General features: G+C 35.6%; 8 protein-coding genes. 4 read left to right on the top strand and 4 right to left on the bottom strand.

Translation table 11 applies throughout. From position 1 onward, the window contains the following. Position 1 precedes the first annotated feature (1 nt). Positions 2 to 1,354 carry an RsmF rRNA methyltransferase first C-terminal domain-containing protein gene (locus U8521_RS00605; protein ID WP_334351529.1) on the top strand — a complete coding sequence of 451 codons (1,353 nt, stop codon included), beginning with the start codon at positions 2 to 4 and terminating at the stop codon, positions 1,352 to 1,354. Here the strand turns inward: U8521_RS00605 and fni are convergent. The 4 genes from fni to mvk are packed head-to-tail and all read right to left on the bottom strand — an operon-like array spanning position 1,343 to position 5,401. After that, positions 1,343 to 2,392, bottom strand: a complete 1,050-nt coding sequence (gene fni / locus U8521_RS00600) for a type 2 isopentenyl-diphosphate Delta-isomerase (protein ID WP_334351528.1) — start codon at positions 2,390 to 2,392, stop codon at positions 1,343 to 1,345. The genes U8521_RS00605 and fni overlap by 12 nt on opposite strands. Continuing rightward, positions 2,385 to 3,464 (bottom strand): phosphomevalonate kinase, encoded by a 1,080-nt coding sequence (locus U8521_RS00595; RefSeq protein ID WP_442885978.1) that lies wholly within the window; start codon positions 3,462 to 3,464, stop codon positions 2,385 to 2,387. The genes fni and U8521_RS00595 overlap by 8 nt, the downstream gene beginning before the upstream one ends. Positions 3,465 to 3,489: 25 nt before the next feature. Further along, on the bottom strand, positions 3,490 to 4,464 hold the full coding sequence (gene mvaD, locus U8521_RS00590) for a diphosphomevalonate decarboxylase (protein WP_334351527.1): 975 nt from the start codon (positions 4,462 to 4,464) through the stop codon (positions 3,490 to 3,492). Then, entirely contained in the window at positions 4,448 to 5,401 is a 954-nt protein-coding gene (mvk, locus tag U8521_RS00585; protein ID WP_334351526.1) for a mevalonate kinase, read from the bottom strand. Before mvk ends, mvaD begins: the two co-directional genes overlap by 17 nt. A 102-nt stretch (positions 5,402 to 5,503) precedes the next feature. Between mvk and U8521_RS00580 the strand changes: the two genes are divergently transcribed. From U8521_RS00580 to U8521_RS00570, 3 genes are read left to right on the top strand one after another with little or no spacing between them, the layout of a single operon-like run. Then, positions 5,504 to 9,034 carry a PD-(D/E)XK nuclease family protein gene (locus tag U8521_RS00580; RefSeq protein WP_334351525.1) on the top strand — a complete coding sequence of 1,177 codons (3,531 nt, stop codon included), beginning with the start codon at positions 5,504 to 5,506 and terminating at the stop codon, positions 9,032 to 9,034. Continuing rightward, a complete protein-coding gene (addA, locus tag U8521_RS00575) occupies positions 9,027 to 12,641 on the top strand; it encodes a helicase-exonuclease AddAB subunit AddA (RefSeq protein WP_334351524.1) in 3,615 nt (1,204 codons plus the stop codon). Before U8521_RS00580 ends, addA begins: the two co-directional genes overlap by 8 nt. Before the next feature lie 18 nt (positions 12,642 to 12,659). Next, a complete protein-coding gene (locus U8521_RS00570) occupies positions 12,660 to 15,470 on the top strand; it encodes a helicase C-terminal domain-containing protein (RefSeq protein WP_334351523.1) in 2,811 nt (936 codons plus the stop codon). The last annotated feature ends 46 nt before the right edge of the window (positions 15,471 to 15,516 follow it).

Genomic DNA, 15,516 nt, shown 5'->3' with positions numbered 1-15,516 from the left:
AATGAGGGTTGAATTAAGCTCAGATTTTCAAAAAAAGTATCAAAAATTAATGGGGGACCGTGGTCAAGCCTTGTTTGCGGCGATTCAAAAAGATAGTCAAGAAGCTTTTCGGTTGAATCCGTTGAAACCTAATTATCAAAATGTTTCTTATTCCTTGGCTAAACCGATCGAATACAGTCCAATCGGTTATTTTGGTGAGATCAATGGTAATTCGATCGACCATCTTTCTGGCTATGTTTATAGTCAAGAACCCAGTGCAATGTATGTTACAGAAATTTTAGATCCTAAGGGAAATGAAAAGATTCTGGATCTTTGCGCTGCACCTGGTTCGAAAACAACTTATATTGCCTCAAAAATGGCTTCACAGGGACTTTTAGTCAGTAACGAGATAAATACTAAGCGAGCTAAAGTATTGTCTTCTAACATCGAAAGAATGGGTATCAGTAATACAGTGGTGACGAATAATTCACCTAAAGACTTTGAAAAAAATTTCGGCGATTTTTTTGATAAGATTTTGGTCGATGCGCCTTGTTCTGGTGAAGGGATGTTTCGCAAAGATCCTGAATCCGTCAAATATTGGTCCTTAGATTACGTTGAACAGTGTGCTAATCGCCAACAGCATATTTTGGATTCGGCATATAAACTTTTAAGTCCTGGTGGTATATTGGTATATTCAACTTGTACTTTTTCACCGGAAGAAAATGAACAAAATGTCGATTGGTTTTTGAAAAAATATCCTGATATGCACTTAGAACCAGTTAAGAAATATCAAGGTATGGAAGATGGTCGTCCCGAATGGGGAAATGATAATCCAGAATTAGCCAAAGCTTTAAGGATGTTCCCTGATAAATTTAATGGCGAAGGTCATTTTATGTGTAAATTGGTTAAAGATGGAGAAATTAGTGAAGTTCGTGAGCGAATGATCAACAATGGTGTCAAAAAAGATGACGTAAAATTCGTTGAGAAGTTTGCAAAAGCTAATTTAAATGGTTTAGCTGAAACTAACTGGCTAAAGATAAGTGATTTCTTGTACCAAGCAGCCAGTCTGGATAATCGTTTCAAAGGATTACACATTCTGCGTAATGGTTTGAAATTGGGTGAATTCAAAAAAAATAGGTTCGAGCCTGATATCGCGTGGATATTAGCACTCAAACCTGATGATTTAAAAACTATTTTTGAATTAAATGCCGAGCAATTTGAAAAATATTTGCACGGTGAATCGATTATTTTAGAGCAGCGACCTAGTTTTGACAACAAGTGGATTGGTTTATCGTACCAAGGTAAACTCTTCAGCTGGGGTCGCTACAGTAATCAACAAATAAAAAACGTCTATCCTAAAGGATTAAGACGGTAAAATAATATGACGCTGTTTGGCGTAATTGACTAAGTTCTCATCGAATACGATGGGAGCTTTTTTAATGTCTTGAATTGACTTGGCACCAATTGCGGCCATGATCAGCTTCAATTGTTTGACAAATTTTTCAAAGAATATTTCTGTTTCACTGAGTGAATACTTTTGTAGATGATGCAACACTAAACCTGACATACCGACTGCACTGGCTCCTAGACGGATAGCTTTGATGACATCCATCGGTGTTCTAATTCCACCAGAAGCAAAGATAGTTATTTTCTCTTGATAGGGAATCGATTCTAGTAGTGATTCAACTGTAGAAAGCGAAAATTGATCTAAATAAGTTAGATCCAGTTCGTGATTTCGAGAACTCTCTATTTGCGCAAAATCAGTTCCACCAAAACCAGAAATATCAACATACTTAACGCCAACTTTGTACAAGTCTTCCAGATTGTTTCTTGATAATCCGAAACCGACTTCTTTAACAACCACTGGAACGCTGAGTTTAGCGACAATTTGTTTGATATTATCTAGCCAAAAGAATTCTTGATCACCTTCTGGCATTGCTAGTTCTTGAATAGCGTTCAAATGGATCTGTAAAGCATTGGCCGACAAAGCATCGACTGCTTGCTGAGCTTGCAAAGCATTTGCCTTAGCAGAAACGTTAGCGATTACGAAACCTTTAGGATCATTTTCTCGAAGCGCTGTAAAAGAAGCTTTGGTCTCGGGCAGACGCAAAAAAACACCCATCGAACCACTGGAGACGGGAATATCTAACTTTTGAGCTAATTGTGCCAATTCAGTATTGAACTTAGTTGATTGCTTCGAACCACCAGTAATGGCATTGAAGTAGATTGGCAAAGACATTTTTCGGTTGATGAATTGAGTCGAAAGGTCAATATTATTAAAACTCAATTCTGGTAATGCATTATGTAATAATCGAACACTGTCAAAATCAGCAGCAGATTCGTCAGTGAAGTATTTTTCAGCTAAGAAAAGATGTTCAACTTTACGTTGAATTTGGGCATCTTGTTTAGGCATGGGCAATTATTTCTCCGATTTTTAATGTAAGGGGAGTGATTCCAACTTTTTGCCATTCCTTTTTTAATTCAGCAACATTTAAGTTCTTATCACTCAAGACGATTCCACAATCGCCACCACCGGCACCTGATGTTTTGGCGGAACCACCAAGGTTTTCGGCAATGTCACAAAGTTTGGTCAATAATTCAGTTTCGATATGAACGTCACTAAAGTCAGCTAGATCATCTAGTAATTGACGATATTTACTGAACATTTGCTTGATTAATGCGGAATCATTATTTCTAAAGCCATCGATCAGTTTCTCAACGTTTTTACGACTAGCTTGTAAGAAATGTTGATATTTTTTGACTTTTTGAGCTTTCGTTAAAGCAATTCGATCCACTAAAATGGAGGTCGAAGCGGGGGATCCCGTCCAACCAACGGTAAGTTCTAAATCGTCAGGTAAGTTTAAGCTTTCAATCTTTAGTTCAGGCCAATCAAGAGCTAAAATTTCAGAAATACTATGATTACGAATCATATTGAAAATCCAGTTACGATCAGGGGAGTAGTAAGCAACAATACCACCGAAGGCACTAGCGGCAATATCACCGAGACTACCATTTCCTTGAACGGATAAATGTGAGATTGCAGAAATCTTATAAATATCCATCGCTGAAAGATTTAAGTGGTAAAAGTCTCCAAGAGTTTTTACTACCGCAACAGTCACAGCTGCCGATGAGCCGAGACCATATTTTTTACCATCTTGAGAATCTAGTTCACTCGTTACAAGTAGATCGTAGTAATCCAATTTGATGCCACGTTCAAGGGCATATTTTTCGGTGAATTTGATTGCGGCCAAGATGTATTGTAATTGACTTTCAGAGTCGTCGAAGACTAGTTCAGTTCCTTGACGGTTCCAATGAATCAGTTCCTTATTTAAGTTTTTAGACTGGATCGTACCGCCATTAGTTGATCTGCTGATAGTAACTGTCACGTATTTATTAACGGAAGTTAAAACAGCAGGAAAGCCGGTTTCAACGACAGCGTACTCTCCAGCTAAATATAGTTTCCCAGGTGCTTTTCCTGTAGACAAAAATATCATACCTTTCAAATTTGAATCAGATGTATTGGATGCCACTACCGATATTAGCAACAACGCAAGTTACATTAGAAATAGTCTCTTCAATGTATTTTTGAACTGTTTTGATCGAGTTCTTCGTACATATAATTTTAACATTTGGACCGGCATCAATTGTAGCATACGCAAGGATGCCTTTTTGACGTAATTGTTGAATTATTTGAAGAATTCTTAAAGTTTCAGGAACAAAATACGTGAAAGAGGGATTGGCTGAAAGCGTTAAAGCATGCATGCTCATCGCATTGTGTTCGGAAATTTCACCAATTTTGGCAACATCTTTATTAGCAATTGCTTGCTTAATTTCTTTTATCTCTGAAGCCACCAGTGTAACCCAATTTGAATAAAAAGGGGAGCTTTTTACACTATTTTCCATTCCGACGGTTGAAGAAATTTTCTTTTGGTGTGAATTGATCACAACTGAAAGAATTGATAAATCGATGTCCGGATGTTCGTCAATTGGTTCTGCGTAAGAAGTTTCATTACTAGAACCAGCATGCCATTCAACGAAGCCGCCATAAATTGAACGAGTTGCGGAACCAGAGCCATTACGAGCTAAAATCGACAAATGACGACGATCAAGGTTCAAATCTTTAGTGGAATTGACTGCAGCTGCTAGTGCGGCAAAACCAGAAGCAGATGAAGCAAAACCAGCGGAAGTTGGAACGTGATTAACAGAGTCGATTCGAAAATGGTCAGTAAATGAATAAAATTGTCTAATTGTATTCAAATAGTTAACGATTCTTTTATTTTGAGTCTTATCTAACAATACGTTATTCAAATAAATAATATCTTCGTTGTTGTCAATGATCGTCGCTTTGGTATCAGTGTAAAAACGATCGAGAGTCAAGGACAAACTATTGGTATAGGGGAGTTTTAATGCTTGATTTTTTTTGCCCCAATATTTAATTAAAGCGATGTTAGTGTAAGCACGGGCCGTTTTACTCAAAGTTTTCATCCTCTCCGTAGATTGATAAGGGCTGGATCCAGGTCTGTTGTGCTCCAGCTTTGATGAGTGCTTTTTGAATCATCTGAGCATTAGGTAAATTGTGTGCCAAACTGATGACACAACCGCCACGGCCACCACCAGTTATTTTACTACCAAGGGCGCCAGCGCGGTTGGCTGCCTCGATCAATTGATCAGTTTTAGGAATGGCCAGATTCAATTTAGTTAACGCTTCATTAGCAAGCGTGAAAACTATTCCCAGCTTTTTGAGATTCCCTTTGACCAAATAATCACTAGCTTGACTGGCATAGTCACCTAATTGTTTCAAATAAGCGCCAATTTTTTGCGGTTCGTTATCGTACATCTGACGAACATCGGCAACGGTTTCTTTAGTACGTCCTTTTACTCCCGAATCAGCTATGATAATGAAGCCATCCGAGTTAAAATTAAAGTGTTTTGGTGCTTCAGTTTTACTGAATTTGATTGGGTCGTCAGAACTGACTGTTTGAGCATCTAATCCACTAGCTTTACCGTGAGTAACGGTTTCGGATTGATTGACGTAATCTAGTAGTACTTCATGCGTTAAATCATCTTGGAAGAAATCAAAAAAGGCTCGAGTGATTGCACAAGCGATGGCAGCTGATGAGCCCATTCCACGTTCGATCGGTAAACCGCTATCGATATTGATTACGTAATTTACTTTATCTGTGTTTAATTTTGTATCAAGCAGATTGACCAAAAATTTAACACCTGACAGCGAATCAGGAATTTGTTCGACTTTTCCAGCATAGTACTTGGAAATTAAAGAATTTTCTTGATTAGTTTGTTTCATTTTGACGATCACGGGTGTAGTAAGTAAGGGGATAGCAAATGCAGGGTAGCCATAAACCACCGCATGTTCTCCCATAATAATAGTTTTCCCATGACTTTTTCCTATTCCTTTAAGCACATGCTCACCTCAGTTTCTCTAAAACTTCATTTTATACATCTATTGCTGTAATTTCCACTTTATAACGACCAACTATGATAAAATTTTTGCGGGTGAAGAATAATGACATTAAATTTTGTACTAGGTAAAAATCAATTTGACCACCATCAGAAGATGATGGAACTGTTTTCAACGGATTATCAAAAAGATCCAGAAGGGCAATTTTTCTTTTTAGTACCGAATCATATAAAATTCGAATCAGAAGTCAATATTCTCAGACACTTCGAGAAAGATGATCAAACTTTAGCGGCAACGCATAATGTTCAAACTTTCTCTTTTTCACGTTTAGCATGGTACTTTTTACGTGATACTAGTGAGTATAATTTAGAAACTTTGAGTCAGACTAAATCAGCCATGTTATTGAAAGATATTGTGGCAGAAAATAAATCTGATTTAAAAATTTTTGCTGGGATGATTGATAAACCTGGTTTCATCGACCAAATGATTTCCCAATTCAATGAATTCATGAATGGTCAGGTTCAACCAGATGATATCGAACTGGCTTTAAATAATAATCAAGAAGGAATCTTTACTGATAAGATCAAGGAATTAAATCTGATGTATGATTCCTATTTGCAGCGGATTCAAGATTATCAAACTAATGACTTTCAATTAAATGCATTAGCTGATTTTCTCAACACTAAAATAGGGACCTCACATTATTATTTCTACATCGAAGGATTTTCTTCTTTTACTGCAACAGAAGCTAATTTGGTTAAGTCGATGTTAGTCAATGGTGGCAGTCTGAATATTTCCTTGGTGATGGAAAAACCGGTCCTAAAAGATGATGATTTGTCGGAATTTTATTATCGTCCAGGCAAAACATATCAGCAATTACACGAGTTTGCAAAGCAAAAGCAAATAATTACTAGAAATGTTTTTGCAAACGTAAGTAGAGTTAGTTCTGATTTACAAAAATTAGAGAATTATTGGATTGAATCAAGTGTCGGCAACATTAAAAAGAGTGGATTAGACAGTCAAAATTCAGTTCAAATTTGGAAATGTACTGATAAACAAACTGAAGTCTCTGCTATCAGTACGTATATTCGTCAGCTGGTTGCTACGCAAAATTATCGTTATAAAGATTTCTTGATATTGGCACGTGACTTGTCTGAATATGGCTCATTTATTGAGTCCTTTATGGAAAATAATCAAGTTCCATACTTCATTGATTTGCAAAAGAAGATGGCAAATCATCCCTTTAAGCGTTTGATAGATCTTTTATTTGCAATCGTTAATAAAGGGATGCAAACTGACGATATTATCAGCTTGTTGCGTACTGAATTACTAATTCCCGAAGTTTTTGAAAATGATTTACCAGGCTTTCGTCAAGCAATCGATTTAGCTGAAAATTATGCTTTGACGAATGGACTGACCAAACGTGCTTGGCTAGGAGATGATTTTGAACCCGAGGTGAAATTAGATCCTGTCGTCGACAAAATTAGAATTCACGAATACGAATTAGTGAATATAATTAAAAATTTCGTCAGTCAAATTTATTCACAATTAGATAAATTTTTAAAAAAATCTCATACTTCTCTAGAAAGTGTCAGTTTCTTATACAACTTTTTAGAACAAAATCACGTTTTTGATAATTTATTAGTTTGGCAAAAACAAGCAACCGAAGATAACAATTTGACTTTGGCTAATCAACCGGAGCAAATCGTCAACTTGTTCAACCAAATCTTAGATGAATACGTGTCGGTTTTTGGAGAGCGAGAATTCAATGCAAAAGACTTTATTGCTATTTTAGATGCAGCTTTTGAAAATGCTACTTATTCGCAAATTCCTTCAAATCTTGACTCTGTCAGCATCTCTGAAATTGGGATGATCCAACCAACTGATCGAAAAATCACTTTCATTCTCGGATCGACGACTAATAATATGCCTGGAACAACAGTTTCAAATGATATTGTGACTGATGATGAAAGACAATTTTTGAATGGTGAATTTACAGATGGAAAATATTTAAATGAACCAGATGAAGTAATGAATAATTCTGAGCCGTTTTTGCATGATTTAACCTTTACGACCAGTTTACAAAGGTTGATTTTTACTTATCCTAATTTTACAGAGGACAATAAGCAACAAGACCTTTCCAGTTATGTTGTTCGAATTAAGAATCATTTCCGTTTGGATGAACAAAATATTCTCTTGAATCCAGTTAGCAGCGACGTGGGAGAAGATCAAGTGATCAAATATTTAGGTTCTAAAGCATCTAGTTTAAACTACTTGATCCGGGTTTCTCGTTGCGCTCTAGATAATAAAACTGACTTGCCGGATGCTTGGAAATACGTTCGTTCAGTTCTTTTGAATGAAGAACCAACGACTAGTTTTGCATTGAGTTCACTGGATTATCAAAACATCCCCTATCCACTTGAACCAGCAACGGTTGAGGCTTTGTATGGTAAAAATATCAATGTTTCAATTTCTCAACTTGAAACTTTTTACATGAATGAGTATGAGTATTTCTTGAAATATGGTTTACGTTTGCGTCCAAGAAGATTATTTGAAGTTACACCTGCTCAAACGGGTTCAATTTTTCATGCTGTTTTGGATAGCTTGGTTAAATTCTTACACGAAGAACCAAATCGTTCATTGAGAAATCTAGAAGACGGTGAAATTGAGAATCTAGTCAGTGATTTATTCGATTCACAGTTACTGCTGCCAGAAAATCGTATCTTTACAACCTCGAGCAGAATGCAATATATTTCGGATAAGTTGAAGACTACTTTAATTCAATTAGTGAAGAATATGAAACTGCAATTCTTACGCAATAATTCTGAACCAGAAAAATCAGAAGTAACTTTTGGCCGGCTCAATCACAAACAAGATTTGCCAGGATTGTCTTATGAAATCTCCGGTGGTCATAAGATTAATGTTCGTGGAAAGATTGATCGAATCGACGAGATGGTTTTAGATAATTTAACTTATCTGACAATCATTGATTACAAGTCTGGTAACAAGAGTTTTGATTTTGCCCAATTTTTAGAAGGTATCACTATGCAGATGCCAACTTACATTCAAAGTGTTTATAACAATTTGAACCTATTGAGTGAATCAACTAACACTAAAATTGGTGGGGCACTTTATGAACATATTCAAAATCCACTGATTCCAATCGATAAGTCTTTGATCAATAAAAAAGATTTTGATGCTAAAATTTTAAATACCGATATTCAAAATAAAGTCTTCAAAAAATTTCAGTTGAATGGTTTACTACTCAACGATGAAAACTTGCTGGCTAATATTGATTTGGAGGCTAGAACTTCAAAGGGGGCGGTAGCTAAAACTTCACCGGTAGTTAAGAAGAGTGATGGCAATTTAGTTACTGAACAAGATCTCTTTAAAATACTTAATTACAATCAACACTTGATCAAACAAGCTGGTGAAAAAATTTATTCTGGTAAATTAAGTCTTAATCCTTACCGCTACGGTCGAAACACTGGCTTACAGTACAGTGATTATCGTCCAGTCTTCGAATTTGACGCCATGTTACCAGAAAACGAATATCATGACATTGTCAATTATCATAAGGAAGATGTCATTAAAGAGATCCAAGCAATTTTAGAGGATGGTGAAGAAGATGCCTGAGTGGACAGCGGATCAAAAAAAAGCAATTACTCATCACGGACATGATATCCTGGTTTCAGCGGCTGCTGGCTCTGGAAAAACCACGATTTTAGTTGAACGAATTTTGGAAATGCTAAAAAATGGTGAGAATATCGATAATCTTTTGGTAGCAACCTTTACCGATGCCGCAGCTTTAGAAATGAAAGAGCGTTTGTTAAAACGTATCAAAGCAGCTGTTAATGAAACTGATCAAGAAGTGTCACGCCATCTGCAAAAACAAATTTTTAAGATTCCAGTCGCTAATATTAGTACTCTGCATGCTTTTTGTTTGAGTATTATTAAAAAGTTTTATTACGTGATCGATTTGGATCCTAATTTTCGTTTGTTAAGCGATGTGACTGAACAATCACTCATGAAAGAGCAAGCTTACGATAATTTACGGACCAAATATTATGATAAAAAAGATACTGACTTTTTAGCTTTAACGGATAATTTTACTGATGATCGAAGTGACGATGCTTTAAAGGATGTAGTTTTTAAACTTTACGACTTTGCTATTACTAACGACCAAACTGAAAAGTGGCTCGATAATTTAGTGACGACTTACCAATTTGATGATAGTTTTTCAAATTCAAATTTTTATCGACATGAAGCTGTCCCACAAATCAAAAACCGCTTGGAACAAATTTTAGATTTGATAGGGCAAGGACTTGATGTTACTGGAAGCGATGAATTAGCTTGGAAATCATTGGATGCCTCATTTATAGCTGCGCGCGAAGCAGTTGAAAATTTAGAAAATGATTTATTAGGTAAAAGCTATTCAGATTTTCGAACTGAACTGATGGGTCTGAAGTTAATGGCTGCTAAACGTTTGAAAAAAGACGAAACTGAAGGCGAAGATCTATCATTTGTTGAAGAAGCTAAAACAATCAAAACTAATGTCAAAAAGCAACTTGATAATTTGATTGATGATTTTTACGTGTTGTCAGAAACTGATTTGGAAAATTCACTTCTAGATGCTCAAAAGATCATCACTAAATTAGTTGAAGTTGAACGTGGTTTCATTAAAGAATATGCTCAGTTGAAAATTAACGGGCATGCTTTAGATTTCAATGATTTGGAACATATGGCAGTTAAGATTTTACAAACACCAGTTGATGATCACTTGGTAGCCTTAAGTTATTATCAAACTAAATTCCATGAACTAATGATTGATGAATATCAAGACGTCAATGCAATGCAGGAAAAAATTATTCAGCTATTATCATATGACAACAATCATCTATTCATGGTTGGTGACATTAAACAGTCGATTTATGGATTTAGACAAGCAGCACCGTATATTTTTGCCAAGAAATATGATGATTTTCAAAAGGAAGATAATCCCAATGAATTGATCCAATTATCTAAAAATTTCCGTTCTTCAAAATCAGTTGATTTGTTTGTTAATCAAATTTTTAAACGTAATTTTGATAAAAAAATTGGAGACATTGTTTATGATAAAAAATCACAGTTAGATCCAGGAACAGATTTCCCAGAATCAGTCGATACTGAAAACGAATTTAATTTGATTGTTAATAACGATGATGAAGAAATTGAAAAACGACAGTTGTTGATTGAAAATGCCGCCAAAAGAATTCAGAAATTGATGAAGAGCGATTTTCAAATTTATGACGGTAAGAAAAAGGAAATGCGCTCTTTGAAATATTCCGACATTGCTATTTTGTCGAGAACTAAAGAAAATAATACCGATGTGATCTCTTATTTTGCTAAGGCTGATATCCCTGTCATGGTGACCGATGCTCAAAATTATTTTCAAACCACTGAATTGCAAATCATGATGTCGATGTTACAAATAATCGACAATCCATTCCAAGATATACCGTTAGTAGCTGTTTTGCGTTCGCCAATTGTAAGTTTGAATGAAGAAGAATTAGCAGAAATTAGATTAGTCGATAAACAAGAATATTATTTCACGGCACTAAAAGAGTATTTGACTGCTGAAAATGCTAAGCCTGAAATTAAAAATAAATTGCAATCATTCCTGATTCAATTAGAAAATTACCGTGAATTCGCTAATAAAAATAGTATCTCGCGTTTAATCTGGAAAATTTATCAAGAAACCGGATTATTGGAATACGTCTCCGGAATGCCAGGTGGAAAACAAAGAGCGGCTAATTTACACGCCCTTTATCAACGAGCCGATGCTTACGAAGAAACTAACTATAAAGGTTTGCACCAATTCATCAATTTCATCCAACGAATGCAAGATTTGAACAAGGATCTGTCTCAACCTAGCAGTATAGAAGCGGTCGATGATACTGTTAAAGTTATGACCGTTCATGCCTCAAAGGGATTGGAATTTCCAATCGTTATTTATTTGGATATGGCAAAACAATTCAACAAACAAGATTTTCAAGGTTCAACTTTGTTTGATGTTAACAACGGAATTGGAATCACGCTGGCAAATAATCAAACTCGGTTGGAGTACAAGACGATTCAGCGAAACGTCATCAGTAGTCAAAGAAAATTGGCAACTATTTCTGAAGAAATGCGTTTATTGTACGTTGCCTTAACTCGTGCTAAACAGAAACTGATCATGTTTGGTTTTACAAAAGAAATTGCAGACACATTTAAGATGTGGGACAACGTCACACCTGATGTAGGTGTTATCAATGAATCGATTCGTATCAAAGCCTTAAGTTTCCAAGATTTAGTTGGTATGAGTACTTTAAGTGGCCAGCAGAGAAGTGCAATCGATGAAGATGAATTTGGGAATCAAGCTTGTTTCTTGAAATTGAACTTAATTCATCCGCAAACTCAAGACCAAAATCAGAACAAGATAATTATTCCTAAGACCGTTCCAAAGGATCCATCAGATCTATTTAAAAAGACCGTCAAAGACATCTTGGACTTTAAATACCAATATCAAGGAGCTGTTGATACGACCGCTTATCAATCTGTTTCTGAAATCAAAGGCTTGTTTGCTGACCCTGACGAATCGGAAATGTCAGATGATTTATTGGAAGATAAGTCGCGCTTTAATTTAGGTTCATTTGCTAAACCAAAATTTTTGACTCAGACTAAGAAAGTGACCGCTGCCGATGTTGGTAGTGCAACACATTTGGTTCTACAAAAAATTGGACTTGAAAAAACACCAGAATTAACTGATTTTACTGAATTGTTGAATCAATTAGTTAATGAAAAATTACTGAGTGGAGAATTAGCTGAAAAGATTGATTGTCAGAGTTTAGTCAACTTTTACCAAAGCGATTTAGGTAAGTTGATTATTGAAAATTCTCAAACTGTCAGTCGAGAATATCCAGTTTCAATTTTGATGTCGGCTAAAGAATTATTTAAAAACACTTCCAAAGATTATTCTATTAACGATAAAATATTAGTTCATGGTATTATTGATGGAGTGATTGAAACGAATCGAGGAATCGTTATTTTTGACTACAAGACAGATCGCGTTAGTGATAACAATTTGGCAGAATTGATCGAAAAATATTCTGGCCAAGTCAACTTGTATGCCAAGGCGATTTCAGCGATTAAAAATAAACCCGTAGTGGGTAAATATCTTTACTTCTTGAAGATTAATGAGGCTGTTGATTTACAAGAGAAATGAAGATGAGAGGTGAATGATTTGAAAAACACTTACGCTGTTGTTGATTTAGAGACTACCAATTCAAATTGGCATGACAACGGGCGTATAATTCAATTCGGCTGTGCCCTTATCGAAAATGGTGAGATTACACATATTTATGATCAAAAAATAAATCCCAAAGTACCGATTCCTAATCGAATTACTGCTTTAACGGGATTGAGTGATGAAGATGTTTTAGATTCACCAACATTTGAAGAAGTTGCACCTGATATTTTTAAACTTTTAAAAAATCGAGTTTTTATTGCACATAATGTGAATTTTGATTTGACCTTTTTAAATCGTGAACTTAAACGTATCGGAATGAACCAACTCAATGTCAAAGCAATCGATACTGTTGAATTATCGCAAATACTTTTTCCAACAATTAGTAGTTATAAACTACAAGATTTAACACATTATTTAAGCATCGTTCACAAAAATCCACATAGTGCAAATAGCGATGCGCACGTGACTGCAGAATTGTTCTTGATCATTCTCAAACGGATTCAACAATTACCACTGCAAACCCTGCGTTTGTTAGCAAAATTTGGTAAAAATACTATCCGAGAGACAAATCTAGTATTCAAGACAATTTTAGAGGAACGTGAAAAAGAATCACGTCAAGCAGTTTTGCCAGCGTATTTATACGAGCGAAACGGTTTGATTTTAAGAAAAAAAGATTTCCATGTTAGTGAAAAAATCGATCACACAACTAAATATCCGAAGAGTCGAGAGGCCAAAAAAGAATTACTTGATGGCATCCTTGATTATCGAGTCAATCAATCTAATTTGATGGATAACATTTATCATACGAGTCAAAATCGCGATAAAATCAAAAAATGGAATCTAATTGAAGCTCCAACTGGGGCTGGGAAGACCCTTGGTTATTTGTTGCCACTGTCTTATTTAGTTAATATCAATCAAAAACTCGTAATTGCAACAACGACGAAAGTTTTGCAGCAACAAATTGTCGATCAGTCGATTCCGTTACTGAATTCCGTTACAAACAACGAGTACCATGCGGAAATCGTTAAGAGTAGTTACAATTTTATTGATTTGGACCGTTTTTATGAGGCTCTAGATAACTACCGTTTACACAGTCATACCGCCATTTTAAAGATGAAAATTTTGGTTTGGCTGACGATGACCACCACTGGTGACTTGAGTGAATTGCATCTAACAAATTACAACAGTCCCTTGTTTAGCATTATTAGACATCGTGGTGAACCTAAAGAAAATACGATCTTCGGACGAGACGATTTTTGGCTTTACCAACAGAATCACTATATGGAATCGCGAATTTTAGTAACTAACCAGTCATTTTTGGCTCGTCACTTGGACAGTCCATTTTGGGGTAAAAATTCTTATTTAGTGATTGACGAAGCTAATCATTTTGCCGGTAGCTTGCGGGATGCTAGTTCGCCAACGATTGATTTCTTAAAATTGAATGAGTATGTTAAGAAAATTAGTGACATCTTATACCAAAATCGTGTCACGCTTCGTTATGCGTTCACAGAAGTTACGACCCAATTATGGAATTATCAAGACTTGCAGGGGATGGAAACTCATTTTCAAGCAGTCGACGAATTGATGCAACGACTGGAATATAATATCTTTGGTTCTTATATTCAAAATCAAGTTAAGTTCAAAGACCGTGAAGAGTTCGTTTCGCTATTAGATAGCGACAATACTTTTGGTAAGGATAATCAAAAGTTACTCGATCTCTTGTCTGATTTGATTGTTGAATTATCATTGATCTCCAATCGAGTTGAGACTTTGTTTGATCAATATAATTTCCAAAAGAACTTTATTTCCGTTGAATTGTCTAAAGTTATCTCTAATTTGACGATTGAAAATGCTAAATTGCGTTCAGTAATCATCAATTTAGATGAATTAGCTCAGGCTCTTCAAGGTCACGGAGAGAAGTTTGGGGTTCAATTGGAAATGCGTGATTATTATGAAGTCAATACTTTAAAAATTAGTTGGCGTCAATTTGATATACATACTTTGATTGATCAGACGACACAACGTTTCAGCCAAATTTTTGCGATTGGTGCGGCAATTACCGTCCAAAAGGATTTTTCACACTTTATCTTGGATACGCAATTGAATCAAAATCAGATCAACCAAATGGTGATTTTACCTGATATGAATAGTATTTCTAAGAATAGTAAGATCTATTTACCTGCTGATTTGCCGGATATTCAAAGTTTAACCAGCGATGACTACTACAAAATGGTTACACGTTATATCGTTGATATTTTGGACAATATGGATCATCAAACGATGATTTTATTCAACTCTTTAAATACGTTGAGTAATGTCTATCAATTGTTGATGGAAACGGATGTTAAAGAGAAGTGGGAGATTCTAGCTCAGGGTGTTACTGGTTCAAATGAAAAAATCAAAAAGCGTTTTGCTATCGGTCGCCGTTCAGTTCTTCTAGGAGCTAATTCCTTCTGGGAAGGGGTCGATTTTCCTAAAAAGATGCTCGAGATTTTGATTGTAACAAGGATTCCGTTCGAATCACCTGAACAACCAGATGTCAAAATAAAGCAAGATATTCTGAAGCAACAAAATCTCAATGTGTTCAAGGTCGATTCTTTACCAAACGCTATTTTGCAACTACGTCAAGGACTCGGTCGATTAGTTCGAACGCCAACTGATCGTGGCGTGATTTTATTGTTAGACAATCGAATTTTAACTAAAAGTTACGGTAAAACTATCTTGGATTCCTTGCCGAAAGGTTTGCCGGTCGTAAATGAGGATATGGATACGATTAAAAAAGATATAAATGAGTTTTTGAATTGATAAAAGATTGCTATACTTATCTCTGTAACTACGAAAAGGAAGTATT

It is taken from the genome of Companilactobacillus miaonis (assembly GCF_036913615.1).
Taxonomy (GTDB): Bacteria; Bacillota; Bacilli; order Lactobacillales; family Lactobacillaceae; genus Companilactobacillus.
The sequence above is the reverse complement of the archived record's forward strand: the minus strand, read 5'-3'. Positions and strand labels throughout refer to the sequence as shown.